The sequence below is a fragment of the Stenotrophomonas sp. NRRL B-14846 genome (assembly GCF_050473585.1).
In the GTDB taxonomy this organism is placed as follows: Bacteria; Pseudomonadota; Gammaproteobacteria; order Xanthomonadales; family Xanthomonadaceae; genus Stenotrophomonas.
In genome coordinates this window covers 3700000-3720951 of the sequence record NZ_JBFLUN010000022.1, presented here as the reverse complement: position 1 = coordinate 3720951, position 20952 = coordinate 3700000, and the positions used below count along the sequence as shown (strand labels likewise).

The 20952-nt window shown below is 67.8% G+C and carries 16 protein-coding genes and 1 tRNA gene; 8 read left to right on the top strand and 9 right to left on the bottom strand.

What is annotated here, in order from left to right:
• The first annotated feature begins 173 nt into the window (after nt 1–173).
• Both mgtE and AB1281_RS19330 read left to right on the top strand, forming a co-directional pair.
• Nucleotides 174–1544 carry a magnesium transporter gene (mgtE, locus tag AB1281_RS19335; RefSeq protein WP_014038917.1) on the top strand — a complete coding sequence of 457 codons (1371 nt, stop codon included), beginning with the start codon at nt 174–176 and terminating at the stop codon, nt 1542–1544.
• Nucleotides 1545–1626: 82 nt separating this feature from the next.
• A complete protein-coding gene (locus tag AB1281_RS19330) occupies nt 1627–4353 on the top strand; it encodes a bifunctional acetate--CoA ligase family protein/GNAT family N-acetyltransferase (RefSeq protein WP_430346733.1) in 2727 nt (908 codons plus the stop codon).
• Between the two features lie 24 nt (nt 4354–4377).
• On the opposite strand, the gene AB1281_RS19325 is transcribed toward AB1281_RS19330, so the two are convergent.
• Entirely contained in the window at nt 4378–4758 is a 381-nt protein-coding gene (locus AB1281_RS19325; RefSeq protein WP_014038915.1) for a YbjQ family protein, read from the bottom strand.
• 123 nt (nt 4759–4881) lie between these two features.
• On the opposite strand from AB1281_RS19325, the gene AB1281_RS19320 reads away from it, so the two are divergent.
• On the top strand, nt 4882–5589 hold the full coding sequence (locus tag AB1281_RS19320; RefSeq protein WP_430346732.1) for an alpha/beta fold hydrolase: 708 nt from the start codon (nt 4882–4884) through the stop codon (nt 5587–5589).
• Between the two features lie 113 nt (nt 5590–5702).
• Here the strand turns inward: AB1281_RS19320 and dkgB are convergent, their stop codons facing one another.
• Both dkgB and AB1281_RS19310 read right to left on the bottom strand, forming a co-directional pair.
• The gene (gene dkgB / locus AB1281_RS19315; RefSeq protein WP_430346731.1) at nt 5703–6512 is read right to left on the bottom strand and encodes a 2,5-didehydrogluconate reductase DkgB; all 810 of its coding nucleotides are present in this window, start codon (nt 6510–6512) and stop codon (nt 5703–5705) included.
• Nucleotides 6513–6835: 323 nt separating this feature from the next.
• Complete coding sequence (locus AB1281_RS19310) at nt 6836–8956, bottom strand: methyl-accepting chemotaxis protein (RefSeq protein ID WP_430346730.1); 2121 nt, start codon at nt 8954–8956, stop codon at nt 6836–6838.
• Nucleotides 8957–9139: 183 nt separating this feature from the next.
• Here AB1281_RS19310 and AB1281_RS19305 point away from each other — a divergent pair, with 183 nt between their 5' ends.
• On the top strand, nt 9140–9595 hold the full coding sequence (locus AB1281_RS19305; RefSeq protein WP_087923995.1) for an Rrf2 family transcriptional regulator: 456 nt from the start codon (nt 9140–9142) through the stop codon (nt 9593–9595).
• The gene (locus AB1281_RS19300) at nt 9585–10490 is read left to right on the top strand and encodes an NAD(P)/FAD-dependent oxidoreductase (RefSeq protein WP_430346729.1); all 906 of its coding nucleotides are present in this window, start codon (nt 9585–9587) and stop codon (nt 10488–10490) included. The genes AB1281_RS19305 and AB1281_RS19300 overlap by 11 nt, the downstream gene beginning before the upstream one ends.
• A 178-nt stretch (nt 10491–10668) precedes the next feature.
• Here the strand turns inward: AB1281_RS19300 and AB1281_RS19295 are convergent, their stop codons facing one another.
• The 4 genes from AB1281_RS19295 to AB1281_RS19280 all read right to left on the bottom strand — a co-directional run bounded on the left by AB1281_RS19295 (nt 10669) and on the right by AB1281_RS19280 (nt 15104).
• A complete protein-coding gene (locus tag AB1281_RS19295; RefSeq protein ID WP_049413214.1) occupies nt 10669–11889 on the bottom strand; it encodes an RtcB family protein in 1221 nt (406 codons plus the stop codon).
• 56 nt (nt 11890–11945) lie between these two features.
• Entirely contained in the window at nt 11946–13070 is a 1125-nt protein-coding gene (locus tag AB1281_RS19290; RefSeq protein ID WP_430346728.1) for a slipin family protein, read from the bottom strand.
• Between the two features lie 357 nt (nt 13071–13427).
• Nucleotides 13428–13500, bottom strand: a tRNA-Gln gene (locus AB1281_RS19285).
• A 647-nt stretch (nt 13501–14147) separates the two neighbouring features.
• Nucleotides 14148–15104, bottom strand: coding sequence for an aldo/keto reductase (locus AB1281_RS19280; protein ID WP_430346727.1), 957 nt, complete (start codon nt 15102–15104; stop codon nt 14148–14150).
• Nucleotides 15105–15273: 169 nt separating this feature from the next.
• Between AB1281_RS19280 and AB1281_RS19275 the strand changes: the two genes are divergently transcribed.
• Together AB1281_RS19275 and AB1281_RS19270 are read left to right on the top strand one after the other, a co-directional pair.
• On the top strand, nt 15274–16131 hold the full coding sequence (locus AB1281_RS19275; protein ID WP_430346726.1) for a class I SAM-dependent methyltransferase: 858 nt from the start codon (nt 15274–15276) through the stop codon (nt 16129–16131).
• A gap of 173 nt (nt 16132–16304) precedes the next feature.
• Entirely contained in the window at nt 16305–16844 is a 540-nt protein-coding gene (locus AB1281_RS19270) for a pseudouridine synthase (protein ID WP_014038904.1), read from the top strand.
• Between the two features lie 94 nt (nt 16845–16938).
• On the opposite strand, the gene AB1281_RS19265 is transcribed toward AB1281_RS19270, so the two are convergent.
• Together AB1281_RS19265 and hrpB are read right to left on the bottom strand one after the other, a co-directional pair.
• Nucleotides 16939–17313 carry a hypothetical protein gene (locus tag AB1281_RS19265; RefSeq protein WP_005420251.1) on the bottom strand — a complete coding sequence of 125 codons (375 nt, stop codon included), beginning with the start codon at nt 17311–17313 and terminating at the stop codon, nt 16939–16941.
• A gap of 215 nt (nt 17314–17528) precedes the next feature.
• Nucleotides 17529–20033: an ATP-dependent helicase HrpB gene (gene hrpB / locus AB1281_RS19260; protein ID WP_430346725.1), complete on the bottom strand. Its 2505-nt coding sequence runs from the start codon at nt 20031–20033 to the stop codon at nt 17529–17531.
• A gap of 67 nt (nt 20034–20100) precedes the next feature.
• Here hrpB and AB1281_RS19255 point away from each other — a divergent pair, with 67 nt between their 5' ends.
• A complete protein-coding gene (locus tag AB1281_RS19255; protein WP_414539674.1) occupies nt 20101–20898 on the top strand; it encodes a TatD family hydrolase in 798 nt (265 codons plus the stop codon).
• Nucleotides 20899–20952 lie beyond the last annotated feature (54 nt).

Here is a 20952-nt window from a genome sequence, read left to right as displayed (position 1 = left end):
CTGCCCGCCGCTGGCGGCGCGTCCGTCGGCATACGCATCCCGGAGTCCCCAACCCATGTCCAGCGACAGTAGAAGTCGACCTCGTTCGACGCCAGCGATGGCCACCGCCTGACATCGGGACGGTTTGCCTGCGTTGGCGTTGCGCGAGGTCGCACCCCCACAAGGCAAAACCGATGAACCAGAAGCAATTGCTGCGCCCGGTGGCCGATGCCGCCGCACTGGCCGCACCGCTGGCGAACTACAACACCGCCGACGCGGTGGAATTCCTCAACACGCTGGAACTGACCCGCGCCGCGGAAACGCTGGCTGCGCTGCCGTTGCCGCGTGCAGTGAAGATGCTCGAAGCGCCGGAGCTGCACCGCAGCGGTGAGCTGGTGGCCGCGCTGCCACCGGCGCGGGCTGCGGCTCTGCTGGGCCTGATGGCCGACGACCGCGCCACCGACATCGTCCACGAGCTGGACGAAGAAGAGCGCGCGCGGCTGATCCCACTGCTGGGCACCGACGCCCGCCAGGCCATCCAGAAGCTGCTCAGCTACCCGCCGAACACGGCCGGTGCGCTGATGACCACCGAGTACGTGGCGGTGCCTGCCAGCTGGACCGTGGCGCAGACCCTGCAGCACATCCGCCAGGTCGAGCGCACCCGCGAGACGGTGTACGCGATCTACGTGCTGGAGCCGGCCAGCCAGCAGCTGCAGCAGGTGGTGACCATGCGCCGGCTGATCACCGGCCTGCCCGAGGAATCGATCCTGGACGTGGCCCAGGTCAATCCGCCGGTGACGGTGGATGCGCTGATGGACCAGGAAGAAGTGGCACGGCTGATCCGCCGCCACGACCTGCTGGCGATCCCGGTGGTCGACGCGCAGCAGCAGATGCTCGGCATCGTCACCGTGGACGACGTGCTCGATGCGCTGATCGAGGAATCCACCGAGGACGCGCACAAGTTCGGCGGCATGGAGGCACTGGACAAGCCGTACATGCAGATCGGCTTCTTCGAGATGCTGCGCAAGCGCGCCGGCTGGCTGAGCGTGCTGTTCCTGGGTGAGATGCTGACCGCCAGCGCGATGCAGCACTACGAAGACGAACTGGCACGCGCGGTGGTGCTGACCCTGTTCATCCCGCTGATCATGAGCTCGGGCGGCAACTCCGGTTCGCAGGCCACCTCGCTGCTGATCCGCAGCCTGGCGCTGCGCGAACTGCGCCTGCGCGACTGGTGGAAGGTGGCCCTGCGCGAGATCCCGACCGGCATGGTGCTGGGCGCGATCCTTGGCTGCCTGGCCATCGTGCGTATCGTGATCTGGCAGCTGGGCGGCCTGCACGACTACGGCGAGCACTGGATACTGCTGGCGATCACCATCGGCGCCGCGCTGGTCGGCATCGTCACCTTCGGTTCGCTGTCCGGCTCGATGCTGCCCTTCATCCTGAAGCGGCTCGGCTTCGACCCGGCCAGCGCCTCGGCCCCGTTCGTAGCCACCCTGGTGGACGTGACCGGCCTGGTGATCTATTTCAGCATCGCCGCGATGATCCTGCACGGCACGCTGCTGTAACAAAAAGGGGACGGAGGGGATTAAGTCGTTTGTGCACAAACGACTTAATCCCCTCCGTCCCTTTTTTGGGTACCGTAGGCGCATGAGTACCTACCACCTGCAGTCCGTGTTCCGTCCGCAGTCGGTCGCGGTGATCGGCGGCAGCCCGCGCGAGCGCTCGGCCGGGCGCGCGGTGATGCGCAACCTGCGCGGCACCGGCTTCCCCGGCAAGGTGGCGTGGATCAATCCACGGCATGCCGAGATCGATGGCATCCGCACGGTCAAGCGGCTGAAGGACCTGGACTGGGTGCCCGACCTGGTGGTGATCACCGCACCGGCGGCGATCGTGCCGCAGGTGGTGCGCACTGCCGCCGAACGTGGCGTGCAGGCGGCGATCATCCTCACCGCGCACCTGGGCGAAGGCCCGGATTCGCCGTCGGCACAGGTGGAAGCGGTGGCCCGCAAGCATGGCCTGCGCATCCTCGGCCCGCACTGCCTGGGCGTGATCGCACCGCATGCACGGCTCAACGCGAGCATCGCCGCGCACTTTCCGCAGGCCGGTGACCTCGCGCTGATCTCCGAATCCTCGGCCATTGCCGCCGCGCTGGTGGAATGGGGCGTGGCGCGCTCGGTCGGCTTCTCCGCCGTGGTCTCGCTGGGCGACACGATGGACGTCGACTTCGGCGACCTGCTCGACTACTTCGCCACCGACTACCGCACCCGCGCCATCCTGCTCTACGTCGAGCAGATCAAGGACGCGCGCAAGTTCATGTCGGCCGCGCGTGCCGCCGCCCGCGCCAAGCCGGTGGTGGTGGTGAAGTCCGGCCGCGCCGAGCGCGTGCAGCCGGGCAGCCGCGATACCCATGTGCAGGCCCTGGCCCGCGCCGATGATGTGTACGGTGCGGCCTTCAACCGCGCCGGCCTGCTGCGCGTGGGGGCGCTGGACGAGCTGTTCACCGCCGCCGAATCGCTGGGGCGGCTGGGCACCTTCCCCGGTCGGCGCCTGGCCATCCTCAGTAACGGCGGTGGCGTTGGTCGTCTTGCCGTGGACCAGCTGATCGCATTGCGTGGCACGCTGGCCAACCTGTCCGACAGCACCATCGAGAAACTCGACGCGGTGCTGCCGCAGGGCTGGTCGCGCAGCAATCCGGTCGACATCGTGGTCGACGCCGATGGTGACCGCTATGCCGCGGCCATCGAAGCGCTGCTGGCCGACAACGAGAACGACGCGGTGATGGTGGTCAACGTGCCGACCGCGTTCACCTCATCGGCGGACGCTGCGCAGGCGCTCACCCGCACGCTCGGCCTGCGCCCGCGCCACCATCGCGACAAGCCGGTGTTCGCGGTGTGGCTGGGCAACGACGACCAGGCTACCGCCACGCTCAACGCGGCACGCGTGCCGACCTACCCGACCGAGGCCGAAGCCGTCCGTGGCTTCCAGCACCTGGTGCGCTACCGCGAAGCGCAGAACGCGTTGATGGAAACGCCGCCCAGCCTGCCGCAGGACTTCAGCGTCGACACGGCCGCCGCGCGCACGCTGGTCGATGCCGCACTGGCCAACGGCCAGCAGTGGCTGGACCCGCTGGCCACCCATGAACTGCTCAAGGCCTATGGCATTCCCTCCGCGCCGGTGATGCATGCGCGCGATGCGCACGAGGCGATGGACCTGGCGCAGCCGCTGCTGGAGCGCGGTGCCACGGTCGCACTGAAGATTCTCTCGCCGGATATTCCGCACAAGTCGGAAGTGGATGGTGTGCGCCTCAACCTCTCCACCCTGCCGGCGGTGCAGAGCGCGGCCAACGCAATCCTGTCGCGTACGCGCCAGCTGCGGCCGGATGCGCGCATCGACGGCCTGCTGGTGCAGCCGACCATCGTGCGTCCGAAGGCGCGTGAGCTGATCGTCGGCATTGCCGATGACGCAACGTTCGGCCCGGTGATCGTGGTCGGTCGTGGCGGTACCGCGGTCGAAGTGATCAACGACAAGGCGCTGGCGCTGCCACCGCTGGACCTGCGCCTGGCCCATGAGTTGATCGGCCAGACCCGTGCCTCGCGCATCCTCAAGGCCTACGGCGATGTGCCCGCCGCCGACGAGCGCGCACTGGCGCTGGCGTTGGTCAAGCTGGCACAGCTGGCCGCCGACATTCCCGAAGTGCGCACGCTGGACATCAATCCGCTGCTGGTCGACGGCAAGGGCATCCTCGCTCTCGACGCCCGCGTGGCGGTGGCGCCGTCGCGCATCCTGCACAAGGGCCGCGGCCATCCGCGTTTCTCGGTGTTCCCATACCCGAAGGAGTGGGAGCGCACCATTGAACTGTCCGATGGCGGCCGTGCCTTCGTACGCCCGGTGCGGCCGGAGGACGACGCACTGTTCCGCGCGTTCTTCGCCCGTGTCAGCGACGAGGACCTGCGCCTGCGCTTCTTCCAGTCGGTGAAGCACTTCAGCCACGAGTTCATCGCGCGCCTGACCCAGCTCGACTACGCACGCTCGATCGCGTTGGTGGCGATCGAACCGCGCAGCGGCGAAATGCTGGGCGCGGTGCGCCTGCACGCCGATGCCGATTACCACCGTGGCGAGTACGGCATCCTGATCCGTTCGGACCTGAAGGGCCACGGCATCGGCTGGCGGTTGATGGCGATCATGATCGAGTACGCCAAGTGGCTGGGCCTGGACGTGGTCGAAGGCCAGGTGCTGCGCGAGAACAGCACCATGCTGGCGATGTGCCAGAGCCTGGGCTTCAAGACGAAGCTGGACCCGGATGACCCGACGGTGATGATGGTGACCCTGCCGGTGCAGCAGGTCGAGGTGCCCGAAGTGCCGCCGGCGGCGTGATCCGCGCTCGGCGATGCACCGGTCTCACCGCATCGGTTCCACCACCACCGCCGTGCCATAGCACAGTACCTCGGTCAGCCCGGTCATCACATCGGTGGCGTCGTAGCGCATGCCGATGATCGCGTTGGCGCCCAGCTGCCGCGCGTGCTTGACCATGTCGCGGTAGGTTTCCTCGCGGGCCTGTTCGCACAGCTCGGTGTAGATGGTGATGTTGCCACCGAAGAGCGTCTGGATGCCGCCCAGGAAGTTGCCGACGATCGAACGCGAGCGCACGGTGATGCCACGCACCACGCCGAGGTTGCGTACGACGCGATGGCCGGGCAGTTCGAAGGCGGTGGTGACCAGCGCATCGTCGAAGCGCAGTGCCGGCGGGGAAGGGGTGCCGCTGTTGTAGGGGTCTGCCATGGTCGCGTCCGTGTCGCTGCCTTCTGTAGAGTCGAGCCATGCTCGACTGGCTGTGCTCGACTCTACAACGCAATCGCCCGTTGCGGCATGGTTCCGTCACCGTGCTGGCGCGACAATAGCCCCATGACCGACCGTATCTCCCTGTTGCTGCTGCCCGGCCTGCTCAACGATGCCGAGCTGTGGCGCGCGCAGCTGGCCGACCTGGCCGATATCGCCGACTGCACCGTGGGCGACCAGACCCGTGGCGAGACCCTGCAGGCGGTGGCCGAAGACGTGCTGGCGCAGGCACCGGAGCGCTTTGCGCTGGCCGGGTTCTCGCTGGGTGGCTTCGTGGCCCAGCAGATCCTGCGCATCGCGCCGGAGCGGGTGCTGCAGCTGGCGCTGATCGACACCTCGATCCACGCCGACTCACCCGAGCGCGCCGAGCAGCGCCGCAGCCAGCGCGCCAGCGTGCGCCTGCCGGGGAAATTCCACGGCTTCGGTGATGTGCTGATGCGCAGCTACATCGATGCTTCGCGGCTGGACGACTACGTGCTGGTGCAGCGCGTGCGCGACATGACCGCCCGCCTGGGCGCGGGCGTGTTCCTGCGCCAGAGCGCGCTGGAGCGCCGCGATGGCCATGATGTGCTGGCCGGTTACCGCGATCCGCTGCTGATCGTGTGCGGTGCGAACGATCGCATCACGCCGCTGGCGGTGAGCGAGGAAATGCACGCGATGGTGCCGCACTCGCAGCTGGTGGTGGTGCCCGACTGCGGGCACCTGGCGCCGATGGAGAAGCCGGACGAGGTCAGTGCGGCGATGCGTGGGTGGTTGCTGCAAGGCGAGGGATAGCTCTGCCTTTGGTAGGTGCCGACCTTGGTCGGCACGGTGTTTCATCGATCGATCAGACGTCAGCGCCGACCAAGGTCGGCGCCTACCAGGGCAGTTGCGTGCCGTCGTTGGAATCAGTCCCAGGCCGGGGCAATCCCTTCCGGATTCGCCAGGCGATGGCCGCGGTCGAGCTTGGCGATCTGTGCCATGTCTTCGTCGGTCAAACGGATCGCTGCCGCTTCCAGGTTGCTCGACAGGTTCTCGCGCTTGGTCGACGACGGGATCACCGAGAAGCCCTGCTGCAGCGCCCAGGCCAGTGCGATCTGCGCCGGCGTGGCCTGGTGGCGGCCGGCAATGGCCTGGATCACCGGGTCCTTGATCACCTCGCCATAGGCCAGGCTCATGTAGGCGGTGACGTGGATGCCGTTGTCCTGCAGGAACTTCACCAGCAGGCGGTTCTGCAGGTAAGGGTGGACTTCGATCTGGTTGGTGGCGATGGCATCGGCACCGAGGATGCCGATCGCCTTGCGGGTCTGCGCGATGGTGAAGTTCGAGATGCCGATCTCACGGGTCAGGCCCTGCGCCTTGGCTTCGGCCAGTGCGGTCAGGTACTCCTCCATCGGCACGTCGACCTTGTCGTTCGGCGAGGGCCAGTGGATCAGCGCCAGGTCCACCTGGTCGGTGCGGAGCTTCTCCAGGCTGGTGCGCAGGCTGGCCAGCAGCGCATCGCGCTTGAACGCAGTGACCCAGACCTTGGTGGTCAGGTAGATCTCATCGCGTGGCACGCCGGAGTCGGCGATGGCCTGGCCGACTTCGGCTTCGTTCCCGTAGATCTGCGCGGTATCGATGGCGCGGTAGCCGACCGCCAGCGCGTTGCGCACGGAGTCGATCACGGTCTGGTCTTTCAGGCGGAAGGTGCCGAGACCGAAGGCGGGGACAGTCATGGGGGGCTCCAGCAGAGGGGGAGGGAGGCGGGAATATCCAGCAAAGGGTAGGCCAGTGACCGCGTGCATGCCGGCAACGGTGCATTGCATCACCGTGTATGACCGCGAGGCCGCTGCGGGCCCCGGTGGGTGTAGACCGCCTTGTGGGTGCGGACCGTTGGTCCGCACGGATTCCTGCCATCGCCCGACCAACGGTCGGGCGCCACCCATGCGGCGTCGGACGCAGCCGGCCATCGACCGGCAAGACCCCTGTGGTGGGTGCGGACCGTTGGTCCGCACGGATTCCGATAGTAGTGCCGGCCGCTGGCCGGCAATCGCATCAATCAGGCCGCGCGTGCCAGCCCGCCCTTCACCGCCGCCGTGGTCGACAGATCGAACACGTCCACCGCATCGATCAACCGGTTCGCCTGCTGCTCCAGGCTGCGCGCGGCGGCGCTGGCCTCTTCCACCAGCGCGGCGTTCTGCTGGGTGGTGCCGTCCATCTGGATCACGGTCTGGCTGACCTGTTCGATGCCCGCGCTCTGCTCCTGCGAGGCCGCGGAGATCTCGGCCATGATGTCGGTCACGCGCTGCACCGATGCAACGATCTCGGCCATGGTGTCGCCGGCCTCGCGCACGCGCTGCGCGCCATGGCCGACCTGTTCCACCGAGGCTTCGATCAGTGACTTGATCTCCTTCGCGGCCGCCGCCGAGCGCTGCGCCAGCGTGCGCACTTCGCTGGCGACCACCGCGAAGCCGCGGCCCTGTTCACCGGCGCGCGCCGCTTCCACCGCGGCATTCAGCGCCAGGATGTTGGTCTGGAACGCGATGCCATCGATCACGCTGATGATCTCGGCGATCTGCCGCGACGAGGTTTCGATCGCGCCCATCGTTGCCACCACCTGGCCGACCACGCTGCCACCGTGCGAGGCGACCGTATGTGCGCCGATCGCCAGCTGGTTGGCCTGGCGCGCATGTTCGGCGTTCTGGCGCACGGTGGAGGTCAGTTCCTCCATCGACGCCGCTGTCTCTTCCAGGTTGGCGGCCTGCTGTTCGGTGCGGCGCGACAGGTCATTGTTGCCGGCGGCGATCTCCGCCGCAGCGGTGTGGATGTTGCCGGAGGCGTGCTTGATGTCGGTGACGATGGTCGCCAGCTGCGCGGCGGTGGTATTGGCATCGCCGGCGATACGCGCGAACACGCCCTGGAAATCCCCGTGCATGCGCGCGCCGAGGCGTCCATCGGCGATCGCGCGCAGCATGCTGGAGACCTCGCCCAGGTTCAGCTCAGTGGTCTGCATCAGGCGGTTCAGGCCCTCGACCATCGCGCGGAAATCATGCTCGAAGCGGGCACTGTCACCGCGCTGGCTGAAGTCACCGGCGGCCGCCGCTTCGGCCAGGCGGCGGATCTCGCCGTTGATCGCGCCGAGGTTGTGCTTGACCGCATCCAGCGCTTCGGTGATCACCGCCTTCTCGCCGGGCAGGCGCTCCATGTCCTGGCTGAGGTCGCCGACGGCGTAGCGGCCCATGATCGAGATCGCGCGCATCTTGACCTGGATGTGCGCATCGACCAGCGTGTTGCAGTCGGCCACCATGGTGCCGAACGCGCCGGGGAAGGCAGCGGCGTCCATGCGATGGCTGATGGTGCCGGCTTCGTGCGCCTGCGCCATCGCGGTCTGTGTATCCAGCACGCCGCGCAGCGTGGACTGCACCGCCTGCATGGCCTGCGCGAGGCGACCGATTTCATCGCGGCTGCGCACCTGTACTACGTGCTGCAGGTCACCGGCGGCCACCGCGCGCGCCGCCGCTTCCACTGCCAGCACCGGTTGCACCACCGCGCGCCGCAGCCACCAGGCCAGGCCCATCAGCAGCAGTACGGCGGCCAGCACGGTCAGCGCAGCGCACAGCAGCAGGGTCTGCCGCGCCTGCTGCGAGCGTGTCGACAGCGCCGCTTCGGCCACCTGCGTGGCGTGCGTGCTCAGGGCGTCCAGTGCCGCCGCCACCGGACGATCCTTGCCGCGCACGAGGTTGTCGCCGGCGGCGGGATCGTAGCTGGCCTCGGCAAACGCCTGCAGCGCCGCGTGATAGTCCTGCTGCAACTGTGCGTGCAGGCCGATGAACGCCTGTGCCAGTTCACGCGTGCGCGCGTCCGGGCTGGTCACCAGGCCCTTGGCAAGTTGTTCGACCAGGCGGCCTTCGCTGCCGAAGGCCTCCAGGTGGCGCTGACGCAACGCGTCGTCGTGGCCGCGCAGCAGCACGTTCTTCCATTCCTGCACCTGGCCGCGGAATTCACGCTGCAGGCGTTCGGCATCGCGGCTGTGCGCGACTTCGGGCGGAACCTCGGTGGACAACTTCAACCAGGCGGAGGCCAGGCCCGCCAGAGCGCACAGCAGGACCACGGCCAGACCAACAGAAACCGCGCCGAGCAGCTTGGACTGCAGGCGCGGAGCACGGACAGACGCATTCATGGGGAAGAACTCTCGGGAAGGGGCACTGCGGTATCGACCCGCCGCGCACGCACTGAAGTGCGACGTGCATCACATTCGCGTTTCGTTTAGTGATGTGAAGAAACTATTTCATAGGACAAATGTGTCCATATGGAACGAATGCGGACCCTCGACAGGAGAATTAAATGTAACTATTGTTGTTACATGAAATCCGCGAACCCCCTCTCCGATGCCCTGCACGTGATGGCGCACCTGGTCGGCCAATCCGCCCCGCGCACCTCCGAGCAGCTGGCATCGTGCCTGCCGACCCACCCGGTGGTGATCCGCCGCCTGCTGGCGCAGCTGCACAAGGCCGGCCTGGTGCACAGTGCCCGCGGCCATGGGGGCGGCAGCCAGCTGGCCCGCGACGCCGCAGCCATCACCCTGCATGACATCTACCTGGCGGTGGGCGCACCGCCGCTGGTGCAGGTCGGTACCCGCGATCCGGGCGGTGGCTGCCCGATCCAGCAGCTGGTCAACAGTGCCCTGCTGGAGGGCGCACGCGAGGCGCAGCGGCTGCTCGAACAGCGCCTGCAGGCGACCACGCTGGACCAGCTCGGCGCCGATTTCGCCCGCCATCTCGCCCATCACCGTTCCCTGGAAGGTCATCATGAATCCTGATGTGCTCATCGTCGGCGGCAGCTATGCCGGCATCGCCGCCGGCCTGATCCTGGCCCGTGCCCGGCGGCCGGTTACCGTGATCGACGCCGGTTCGCCGCGTAACCGCTTCGCCAGCCATTCGCACGGGGTGCTGGGGTTGGATGGCATCAGCGGCGCCGAGCTGCTGAAAACCGCGCGCCAGCAACTGCTGGACTACCCCAGCGTGCGCTGGGTGCATGCCGAGGCCGTGCAGGCCACCGCCAGCGCCGATGGCGTGGAAGTGCGTACCGCCGATGGCCAGGTGCTGGCCGCGCGCAAGCTGCTGCTGGCCAGCGGCATCGCCGACCAGCTGCCGGAACTGCCCGGACTGGCCGAGCGCTGGGGCAGCACCGTGCTGCACTGCCCCTACTGCCACGGTTATGAAGTGGGTGGTGGCGCAATCGGCCTGCTTGGCGGCCATCCGATGTCGGCCAGCAAGGCACCGCTGTTCGCCGACTGGGGCAATGTCACCTTCTTCAGCCAGGGCCTGCCGATCACCGACGAGGAGCAGGCGGCCATGCAGCAGCGCGGCGTGCAGATCGAGACCTCACCGGTACTGGGGGTGCAGGGCGACCAGCCGACCTGGCTGGAAGTGGAGCTGGCCGATGGCCGCCGCATCGCCCAGCGTGCGCTGTTCGTGCCGGCCACCCAGGCGATGGCCACGCCGCTGGTGCAGCAGTTGAACTGCGCGCTGGCCGAGAGCCCGTTGGGCGTGCTGATCGAGGTCGATGCGATGAAGCAGACCTCGGTGCCGAACGTGTATGCCGCAGGCGATGCGACCACGGTCGGCAACATCACCCTGGCCACCGCCGAAGGCGTGCGTGCGGGGATCGGCATGCACCATGCGCTGGTGGCAGAAGACAGCGTGCCGCGCTGAACCTCTCGGGGTCAGATCCCTTTCGCAGAAAGGGCTCTGACCCCCGGCATGACGTGCTGCTCTGGTAGAGGCCGACCTCGGTCGGCGCAGTTCCATCCACGCATGGCGAGGATCTACTGCAGAGCGGTCGCGCGCGATTGAGGCGCGGTGGGTGCCGGCCTTGGCCGGCACCACTCCATCATCCCTTCACGCACAGCACCTGGCGCAGGGTGTGCACCACGTCGACCAGGTCCAGCTGTGCGGCCATTACATCGTCGATCGACTTGTACGCGGCCGGCGACTCATCCAGCACGCCGCTGTCCTTGCGGCATTCCACGTGCGCGGTGGCCTCGCGGTGCTGGGCCAGCGTGATCTGCTGGCGCGCAGCGCCACGGCTCATTACCCGGCCGGCACCGTGGCTGCAGCTGTGGAAGCTGTCTGCGTTGCCCTTGCCACGCACGATGTAGCTGCGCGTGCCCATGCTGCCGGGAATGATGCCCAGCTCGCCCTCGCGCGCGCTCACTGCACCCTTGCGCGTCACCAGCAGTTCCTGGCCGTGGTGCGTCTCCTTCTGCACGTAGTTGTGGTGGCAGTTCACCGCCATCGCAGCCAGCTGGAACTTCGGCAACCGGTGGCGCATTTCGGCCAGCACCCGCGACATCATTGCCTCGCGGTTCTGCCGGGCATAGTCCTGCGCCCACGACACCGCTTCGACGTAGTCATCGAACAGCGGCTCGCCTTCCATGAAGAACGCCAGGTCCTTGTCCGGCAGGTGGAAGCCGAGCACGCGCCGGGCCAGTTCCTCGCGCGCCTTCTCGATGAAGTACGTGCCGATCAGGTTGCCGGTGCCACGCGATCCGCTGTGCAGCATCACCCACACCGTGTCCGTCTCGTCCAGGCACAGTTCGATGAAGTGATTGCCGCCGCCCAGCGTACCCAGCTGGCGGTCGAGCTTGTCGGTGCGGATCCTGCGGTGCCTGTCCTTGATCTTCTCCAGGCCGGCGGCCAGCCCGGACTGCACCAGCCGGGTGTGGATGCTGTCGGGCATGCGCTGGTGCTCGCCGCCGCGCCCGTTGCCGACCGGGATGCTGCGCTCGATGCTGTTGCGCAGCTGCCGCAGGTCATCGGGCAGGTCATTGGCGCGCAGCGTGGTACGCACGGCGGCCATGCCGCAGCCGATGTCGACGCCGACCGCGGCCGGGATGATCGCACCGCGGGTCGGGATCACCGAGCCCACGGTCGCGCCCTTGCCCAGGTGCACGTCCGGCATCACGGCCACCCACGGCCCGACGAACGGGATCGCGGCGATGTTGCGCAGCTGCTCATGCGCCTGCGCTTCCAGCGGCACACCGTTGACCCAGCCCTTGATCGGCGTGGTGCCCTCGGCGTGCAGCCATTGATAGTTGTGTTGAGTGTCCATGTCTTCGTCTATGTCCTTGATGGGCCGGTGGCGCGTCCCTGCGCCACCGCTACCCCCTACCTGATCGTCACCAGCTGCTTCAGCACGCCATCCAGGCCGCCGAACACGGTGAGCTTGTCGATCTTCTCGGTGACCTTCTCCAATGCCTCCAGCTCCTTCAAGCGCATCAGCACCGGGTTGTCCTCGATCAGCTTTGCGGTGTTGAGCTGCGAACGCGTGGTGTTGGCCTCCTCGCGACGGCGGATCACGCTGGCCTGGGCCTGCTTCTCGGCCAGCACCACACCGTTGAGGATCTCCTTCATCTCGCCCGGCAGGATCACGTCCTTGATGCCCACGCCGAGCAACCGCACGCCGTGGCCCTCGATCGCTGCCTGCACATGGGCGGCGATCTCGCCGTCCAGTGCCGCCTTGTCGCCCAGCAGCTCGTCCAGGCTGCGCGCGGCAATGGCCTGGCGCAGGCCGAACTGCAGCTGCCGGTAGACGAACTCATCGGCATTGCTGAGCGTGCGGTGTGCACGCACCGGGTCGACCACCTGCACGGTCGCGGCCAGGTTCACCCGCAGGGTCACCTTGTCGCGGCTGAGCAGTTCCTGGCCGGACACGTCCAGCGAACGCGCACGCAGCTCCACACGCTCCACCGACACGTTGCCGTTGAAGTTCCAGAACGCGTGCAGGCCGGCGTCCAGCGTCTGTCGCAGCGTGCCATCGATGAACAGCAGGCCGACCGACTCGCTTGGCACGGTGCTGATCACCGCCACACGCGGTAGCACGCCCAACTGGCCCAGGCGCTGCTGCACGTCCGCCGGAATGCGCGGCTCGTCACCCAGCGCCATCACGCGCACCTGGGTGTCGACCGAACCCCGCCAGTACAGGCGGCGGCTGCCCGGCGGCAGGACTTCATCGATGCGGCCGTTGCGCAGCAACAGGCCGACCTCGATGGCACCGACGTTGGCCAGCACGAAGTGCGTGTCCAGCGTTGCGCCCAGTGCTTCGATCAGGCTGTCCTGGTCGCTGCCGGTATAGGCCGCGCCCTTCGATGCGGTGTGGATGTCCACGTGCGGGCGGCCGCCGAACGGCGACAGGCGGTGCACGCCCGGCAGCAGGATCTGCTGGAAACGACGGTTGCGATACACCAGGCCGCGCTCGCCGTCGCCGATCACGACCTTGATGGTCCAGAACATGGGAGTCTCTCCTTGTATGGCTCTGGTGGTTCGACCCGTTGCGGATGAATCGCCATGACCCGGGTCGATCAGGTCGTGGCGAGGCCGCCTGCACACCACATGCAGGCAGCGGAAGAGGGCGGCCATCGGCGGACGGTCCGCGCGCGGAGCCTCCGGTGCACCGGCTCTGCTGCCAACGTCGTTCCCGGCAGGCAGCACCGGTGCGGAACGTGGCTGGCAGTGGCGGCGGGCCGGGGCCCGGCGAGCGGTCCGTTGCCTTCCACGTTCCTGCCCGAAGGCGTTGTCCGTGGACGGCGACGATGGCCGCTGGGGCTTGCGCCCCGGGTGTTGCTTCAAGTCATGACGTGACAGGTCATGTGGTTTGGAGTGGGAGTCGAACCCACGACAGACGGAATCAGGATCCGTTGCTCTACCCTACTGAGCTATCCAGTTGGGGACCGCGCGGAATCGAACCGCGTACCGGCGAACCGGCGCCTGCCCCCAGCAGGCGATCCAGGCGATGGCATGTCCGCGACCTCCGGCATACGCCACGGCAACGCCGCGCGCACCAGCCCGTGGTGGAAACGGGACCGTTGGAGAATCGAGGGTGCAGGCCACCGACATTATCGCGAGCGATAATGTTTGGGTGCGATGCAGATAATGTCCAGGCGTCGCCAATCGCGCGAAGTAAATCCTTCGGCGGGGCGGGAAAAACCTGGGTCAGTGAGCGGCGGGTTGCCGCGCGGGGTGCAGTTCTGGCATCGCGGGTCCTTGTGCCGACGCAAACGAAAACGCCCCCGGGACTTGCGTTCCGAGGGCGTCGTCAAGCCTCGGAGATCGGGGTGGCCGATCTCCGCAGGGCGGGTATCAGGCCGTTGTCAGCTGGACTTCCTTGCCGAACGCGCGCGCCAGCACGTCCATGCGCAGGCATGGCAGCAGTTTGGCGATGGCGACGGAATGCGCGTTCAAGGGAAGTTTCCAGTGGTTGTTGAAACGAGGTGCGCACGATAAACCACGATTTACTCGTGCGCAACCATTTTGTTGAATTATTTTCTTCGGCATTGTGCGATGCCGGCCAGCGGCCGGCACTACCCGGTCTCATGCTTCCGTGCTGGCGGCATCGAGTTGCGCGACATCCTGCACGCTCAGCGACACGTTGGCCGCCGCCAGCAGATCGTGCAGCTGCTCGACGCTGGTGGCGCTGACGATCGGCGCGGTGATCGACGGCCGTGCGATCTGCCATGCCAATGCAATCTGTGCAGCGCTGGCGCTGTGCTTGCTGGCCACGTCATCCAGCGCCTGCAGGATGCGCAGGCCACGCGGATTCAGATAGCGCTTCACCACCGTTTCGCCACGTGCCGGGCTCTTGGCTGCATCGGCCGGTGTGCGGTACTTGCCGCTGAGGAAGCCGCTGGCCAGGGCGTAGTAGCCGATCACGCCGATCTGTTCGCGCTGCACCAGCGGTTCCAGCTCCTTCTCGTAGGCGGCACGGTCGTACAGGTTGTACTCCGGCTGCAGGGTTTCGTAACGCGGCAGTTTGTAGTCGGTGGACACCTTCAGCGCATCGGCCAGGCGCATGGCGCTGTAGTTGGAGGCACCGATCGCGCGCACCTTGCCGGCTTCGATCAGGCGGCCGAACGCGGCCAGGGTCGCTTCCAGCGGCGTCGACTCATCATCCTCGTGGGCCTGGTACAGATCGATCACATCGGTCTGCAGGCGGCGCAGCGAATCCTCGACCGCGGCATTGATGTTGTCCGGGGTCAGGCCGGGGCGTTCGGCCCACTTGGCCACCTTGGTCGCCAGCACCACCTTGTCGCGCTTGCCGCTGCGGGCGAACCACTTGCCGATCAGCGTTTCCGATTCGCCACCGGCATTGCCCGGCACCCAGGCCGAATACACATCGGCGGTGTCGACCAGGTTGAAGCCGGCGTCGACGAAGGCATCGAGCAGGGCGAAGCTGGCCTTCTCATCGGCGCTCCAGCCGAACACGTTGCCACCGAAGGCGAGCGGACGTACATGCAGGCCGGAACGGCCCAGTTCGCGGGTTGCCGTCATGGGCACGGACTCCTTGGGGGAAGTGTTCCAGAATAGAACGCGTTGTGTGACCGTGCTGCGGCGGTGACCACAAAACAGTGTTCCGCGATACGCATGCAGCTAACGTTTTGTGAACACCTGGGACGCCGCGGCTGCTAGTCTCGCCGCATCTTCCGCTGGAGTCGCTCCGATGATGCCTGCTTCGTCCCTGCGTGGTTGCCGCCTGCTGCTTGCTTCGGCCCTGCTTGCCGCTGTTCCCGCGTTCGCCGCACCGGCCACGGTGGCACCGGCGAAGATCCAGGTCTCACCGGCCATCGATGCGGCGGTGAAGGCGTCGACCCGTGATGCCAACAACGTCAAGCGCGATGGCTTCCGCCATCCGGCGCAGACGCTGTCGTTCTTCAAGGTGACGCCGGAAAAGACCGTCATCGAGATCACCCCCGGCAACGGCTGGTACTCGGAAATCCTGGCGCCGCTGCTGCACGACAAGGGTCATTACGTCGCCGCCGTGGTCGATCCGATGGCCGTTGCCGAAGGTCGCGGCCGTGACTACCAGCAGCGCAGCCGCGACAGCCTGGAAAAGAAGTACGGCGCTGCGCCGGCACAGTTCGGCAAGACCGCGGTGGTGGCCTACGATCCGGCCAAGCCGGTGTTCGGCCCGGCCAGTTCAGCCGACGTGGTGCTGACCTTCCGCAACGTGCACAACTGGCGCAAGGCCGGCCAGGCGCAGGGCATGTTCCAGGGCTTCTTCAACGTGCTCAAGCCGGGCGGCGTGCTGGGCGTGGTCGAGCATCGCGCCAAGGCCGATGTGGCCGACGACGATGACACTGGCTATGTCGGCCAGCAGCAGGTGATCGCGATGGCCGAGGCCGCCGGCTTCACGCTGGATGCGCGCAGCGAGGTCAACGCCAACCCGCGCGACACCAAGGACCACCCGAACGGCGTGTGGACGCTGCCGCCGACCAACCAGCACGACAAGGCCGATGATGCGAAGTACCAGGCGATCGGCGAAAGCGACCGCATGACCCTGCGCTTCATCAAGCCGTAAGGCGGTAGCGCCGGGCTGGTGCATGTTGACTCTGTAGAGCCGAGCCCATGCTCGGCTGCTGTTGCGTTCCGCCGCGCTGAGCGCGATGAGCCGAGCATGGGCTCGGCTCTACAGTCGAGTGGCGCGTGGCGCGGCGTGGGACACTATCCCACCCGCCGCCCGTCGTGCCCGCAATGCTGATCGCCTTCAACAAGCCCTTCAACGTGCTCTGCCAGTTCACCGACCGCAGTGTGCCGCCGCGGCCGACCCTGGCCGGGTTCGGCCTGCCGCCGCGCGTGTATGCCGCCGGTCGCCTGGACCATGACAGCGAGGGCCTGCTGCTGCTGACCGACAACGGCACGCTGGCGCACAAGCTGACCGACCCGAAGCACAAGGCTGACAAGACCTACTGGGTGCAGGTGGAAGGCATGCCCAGCGACGAGCAGCTGCAGCAGCTGCGCGAAGGCGTGGTGCTCAATGATGGGCCGACCCTGCCGGCGAAGATCGAACGCCTCGATCCGGCGCCGTCGCTGTGGACGCGCGATCCACCGGTACGTTTCCGCAAGACCGTGCCCGACAGCTGGCTGGCGATCACGATCCGCGAGGGCCGCAACCGTCAGGTGCGGCGGATGACTGCAGCGGTGAACCTGCCGACGCTGCGGCTGGTGCGGGTGTCGATGGGGCCTTACCGGCTGGATGACCTGCAGCCTGGGCAGTGGCGGCAGATCGGTTGAAACAGAAAGGGCCGGAGGCCTTGCGGCGTCCGACCCTCATGCAGTGCCTTGGGGTCAGAGCCCTTCCTGCGGAAGGGGTCCGACCCCGGCAGACTCAGGCGTCGCTGCCGATATCGCTGTGCTCGTCCACCACGGTGTCGTTGCGGCGGTCGCGTGCGCTGATTCGCTGCGCCTGCCCATTCACCACGTGGCCATTGGCGGCCTTCTTCTTCTGCTGCTTGCGGTACAGCGCATAGCCGAGCAGGCCGACACCCACCGCGGCAGCGGCCACGGCCACCGCCGGATTGCGGCGCACGAACTTGGTGGCGGCCTTGCCGCCGGTCTTCACTGCGCCGATGGCGGCACCGGTCTTGATCCAGTCCGCATTGCGCAGGCTGCCACCGGCGCTCTTCAGGCCATCGCCGGCGGTGTGGGCCAGCTCCAGGGCGCGCTCCAGAGCGCGGTCGGTGATTACGGTCAGCTTGCTCATGCGGGGGGGGCCTTTGCCTCGGGTCGAAGTCCAGTGTCGCGTGTTGCCCGTAAACGGTATGTCAGCCGGGGTGGCACGTGGTGTGACTCTACCGTAGCCATTCAGGATCAGGCAGGGTGGGGTCGGATCCCTTTCCCTTGGGAAAGGGCTCTGACCCCAGCACGATGTACGGGGGTCAGAGCCCATTGCGATGCAATGGGATCCGACCCCCGCCTTCAGGTGCCGCGCGGCTTGGCCCGGTGCGTGGCCGTGGCCGTCCACGGATCATCCGGCCACGGATGGCGGGGATAACGGCCCTTCATTTCCTTCTTCACCTCGGCGTAGGTGTTTTCCCAGAAATTGCGCAGGTCCTGGGTGACCTGTAGTGGGCGGCCACCGGGTGAGAGCAGGTGCAGGGTCAGCGGCACGCGGCCATCGGCGATGCGCGGCGTGTCGGCCAGGCCGAACAGTTCCTGCAGTTTCACCGCCAGCACCGGTGGCAACGGTTCGCCGCTCTCGCTGTCCAACGCGTAGGTGATCGGGCGTTCCAGTCCGGACGGCACGGTAATGCGGGTCGGCGCATGTCGTTCAACCAGTTGCCGCTGCGACCACTCCAAGGGCGACTTCAGCGCTTCGCCGAAACTGGCCTCGTCCAGTGCGTCCAGGCGGCTCTTGCCGGCGAACGCGGGCTGCAGCCATTGCGCGCGCGTGGCCAGCAGGGCGTCGTCGCTGCAGTCGGGCAGGCCGAGCTCGGGCATCCAGCGCCGCAGCGATTCCACCCGTGCCTGCCACTGGCGCAGGCCTTCGGTCCACGGCAGCGCCTGCAGGCCGAGTTCAGCCACCGCGTCCGTCAGCGCCTGCGCGGCGTGCTGCGGATCGACCCGGCCGGCCGAGCGGCTGTCGAGCACGATGCGGTCGAAACGGGTCTCGCGCAGTGCCACCAGGGCGCGACGCTCGCTGTCCCAGCGCACCACATCTTCGGTCACGAAGCGCTCCGGCCAGGCCTTGCGCAGCTGGCCTTCGTCCACCGGTGCGGCACGCAGCAGCAGCGCGTCGCGTGCCTCGAAGCGCAGTTCACTGGCTACCAGCCACGGTTCGCCACGCAGGTCGCTCAGCTCGTGCAGGCGTGCGCTGCGACCATTGGCCAGCAGGTAGCGCAGCGGATCGCTGGGGTGCTGGACACCGATGCGGTCCGGGAATGCATGTGCGAGCAGGTCACCCAGCTCGTGCGCCTCGATGCTGGCCGGTGGCGCGGCATCGCAGCGCAGGCGACGTCGCCACTGTTTGGCTGCCGCATCGATGGCGGCCAGCCCGCTGCGGTTGGCGTCACCCGGCGCGCGGCCGTTGCGGAACGCGGCCAGAGCCCGCCAACGCGCGGCCAGCGCGTCACCGCCCTGGCGTAACGGATCGCGCGCCTCCAGCAGGGCGGCCAGATCGGCGGCCAGCGCCTGTGCGCGGGCATCGGGCGCGGCCAGCAGCATCGCCGCCATCCGCGGATGCGTGCCCAGCGCCAGCACACGGCGGCCAAGTGCGGTGATCGCACCGCTGCTGGACAGCGCGCCGAGCCGCTGCAGCAGTTCGCGCGCTGCACCCATCGGGCCGGCCGGTGGCGGATCGAGGAAGCGCAGGTCGCTGCTGCCCCAGGCCGCCAGTTCCAGCGCCAGACCCGCCAGCTCGACCTGATCGATCTCGGCACGGCGCTGCGGTTCCAGCCGCTGCGATTGCGGCCACAGCCGCCAGGCCACGCCCTCGGCCACGCGCCCGGCCCGGCCCGCGCGCTGGTCGGCCGACGCCTGCGCGATGGCCACCACGTCCAGCCGGGTGAAGCCACTGTTGGGGTCGTAGCGCGGTTCGCGCGCCTGGCCGCTGTCGATCACCACGCGCACGCCCGGCAGGGTCACCGAGGATTCGGCCACGTTGGTGGCCAGCACCACGCGGCGGCGGCCATCGCTGGCGGCCTGCAGTACGCGCGCCTGCTGCTCCACCGGCAGTTCGCCGTGCAGGGCCAGCACTTCAATACCCGCATCCAGCGATTCCTGCAGCCCGGCCTGCACCCGCGCGATCTCGCGTTGGCCGGGCAGGAACACCAGCAGGTCACCGGGATGTTCAGCCAGGGCCTGCTGCACCGCGCGGCGCACCTGCAGTTCCAGCGCCTCATCGCGGCGCGCCGGGAAATGGCTGATCGCCACCGGGTAGCTGCGGCCTTCGCTGCTCAGGCGCGGTGCATCGAGGAAGCGTGCCAGGCGCTCACCATCCAGCGTCGCCGACATCACCACCAGGCGCAGGTCGTCGCGCAGCTGTGCCTGCACGTCCAGCGCCAGCGCCAGGCCGAGGTCACCACTGAGGTGGCGTTCGTGGAATTCGTCGAACAGGATCGCGCCGACCTGTTCCAGCATCGGGTCGTCCTGCAGCATGCGGGTCAGGATGCCTTCGGTGACGACCTCGATGCGGGTGCGCGCCGAGACCTTGTTCTCGAAGCGGATGCGGTAGCCGACCGTGCCGCCCACCTCTTCGCCCAGCTGCCGCGCCATGAACAGCGCGGCGCTGCGCGCGGCGACCCGGCGCGGTTCCAGCAGAATGATCTTCCGTCCCTGCAGCCACGGCGCGTCCAGCAGCGCCAGCGGCACCTGGGTGGTCTTGCCGGCGCCCGGCGGGGCTTCCAGCACCAGCCGCGGCTGTGCGGCCAGGTGCTGCTGGATCTGTGGCAGCAGTGGGGAGATCGGGAAGAGCGGGGCGTTCATGTGCAAAGGATAAGGGGCCACGGCGGGCGCAGGTACAATGCGCGGGCACTTTTCCCCCGCGATGACCATGCACCTGATCGATATCGGCGCCAACCTGACCCACGACTCCTTCGACCGCGACCGCGATGCCGTGCTGGACCGCGCGCGCCAGGCTGGCGTGGTGCAGATGGTCATCACCGGTGCCAGCCGTGAGCACTCGCCACTGGCCCTGCAGCTGGCGCAGCAGCACCCGGGCTTCCTGTACGCCACCGCCGGCGTGCACCCGCACCATGCGGTGGAATACACCGAGGAATGCGACGCCGAGATGCGCGCGCTGCATGCCCACCCGGAAGTGGTGGCGGTGGGCGAGTGCGGGCTGGACTACTTCCGTGACTTCTCGCCGCGCCCGGCACAGCACCGCGCGTTCGAACGCCAGCTGCAGCTGGCCGCAGACAACGGCAAGCCGCTGTTCCTGCACCAGCGCGACGCGCATGCCGATTTCATGGCACAGATGAAGAACTTCGAAGGCCGTATCGGCCCGGCGGTGGTGCATTGCTTCACCGGCGAGCGTGACGAGCTGTTCGATTACCTGGACCAGGACTGGTACATCGGCATCACCGGCTGGCTGTGCGATGAGCGCCGTGGCGCGCACCTGCGCGAGCTGGTGAAGAACATTCCGGCCAACCGCCTGATGATCGAGACCGACGCGCCGTACCTGCTGCCGCGCACGCTGAAGCCGCTGCCGAAGGACCGCCGCAACGAACCGATGTTCCTCTCGCACATCGTGGAAGAGCTGGCGCGTGACCGTGGCGAAGATGTGGCGGTGACGGCGGCCAATGCGACTGCAGCGACGCGTGCGTTCTTCCGCCTGCCCGACGTGGGTTGATCAGGTAGTGCCGGCCGCTGGCCGGCAGCAGCATGAACGCCGCAAACATCGCGC

Excerpts from the sequence above, each read along its gene's own strand:
- AB1281_RS19280 (WP_430346727.1), bottom strand. The coding sequence starts at position 15,104 with ATGACGGCAACCCGCGAACTGGGCCGTTCCGGCCTGCATGTACGTCCG.
- AB1281_RS19290 (WP_430346728.1), bottom strand. The coding sequence starts at position 13,070 with ATGTTCTGGACCATCAAGGTCGTGATCGGCGACGGCGAGCGCGGCCTG.
- AB1281_RS19305 (WP_087923995.1), top strand. The coding sequence starts at position 9,140 with ATGAAATCCGCGAACCCCCTCTCCGATGCCCTGCACGTGATGGCGCAC.
- AB1281_RS19310 (WP_430346730.1), bottom strand. The coding sequence starts at position 8,956 with ATGAATGCGTCTGTCCGTGCTCCGCGCCTGCAGTCCAAGCTGCTCGGC.
- AB1281_RS19295 (WP_049413214.1), bottom strand. The coding sequence starts at position 11,889 with ATGGACACTCAACACAACTATCAATGGCTGCACGCCGAGGGCACCACG.
- AB1281_RS19275 (WP_430346726.1), top strand. The coding sequence starts at position 15,274 with ATGATGCCTGCTTCGTCCCTGCGTGGTTGCCGCCTGCTGCTTGCTTCG.
- dkgB (WP_430346731.1), bottom strand. The coding sequence starts at position 6,512 with ATGACTGTCCCCGCCTTCGGTCTCGGCACCTTCCGCCTGAAAGACCAG.
- hrpB (WP_430346725.1), bottom strand. The coding sequence starts at position 20,033 with ATGAACGCCCCGCTCTTCCCGATCTCCCCACTGCTGCCACAGATCCAG.
- AB1281_RS19325 (WP_014038915.1), bottom strand. The coding sequence starts at position 4,758 with ATGGCAGACCCCTACAACAGCGGCACCCCTTCCCCGCCGGCACTGCGC.
- AB1281_RS19265 (WP_005420251.1), bottom strand. The coding sequence starts at position 17,313 with ATGAGCAAGCTGACCGTAATCACCGACCGCGCTCTGGAGCGCGCCCTG.
- AB1281_RS19320 (WP_430346732.1), top strand. The coding sequence starts at position 4,882 with ATGACCGACCGTATCTCCCTGTTGCTGCTGCCCGGCCTGCTCAACGAT.
- AB1281_RS19270 (WP_014038904.1), top strand. The coding sequence starts at position 16,305 with ATGCTGATCGCCTTCAACAAGCCCTTCAACGTGCTCTGCCAGTTCACC.
- AB1281_RS19300 (WP_430346729.1), top strand. The coding sequence starts at position 9,585 with ATGAATCCTGATGTGCTCATCGTCGGCGGCAGCTATGCCGGCATCGCC.
- AB1281_RS19255 (WP_414539674.1), top strand. The coding sequence starts at position 20,101 with ATGCACCTGATCGATATCGGCGCCAACCTGACCCACGACTCCTTCGAC.
- AB1281_RS19330 (WP_430346733.1), top strand. The coding sequence starts at position 1,627 with ATGAGTACCTACCACCTGCAGTCCGTGTTCCGTCCGCAGTCGGTCGCG.
- mgtE (WP_014038917.1), top strand. The coding sequence starts at position 174 with ATGAACCAGAAGCAATTGCTGCGCCCGGTGGCCGATGCCGCCGCACTG.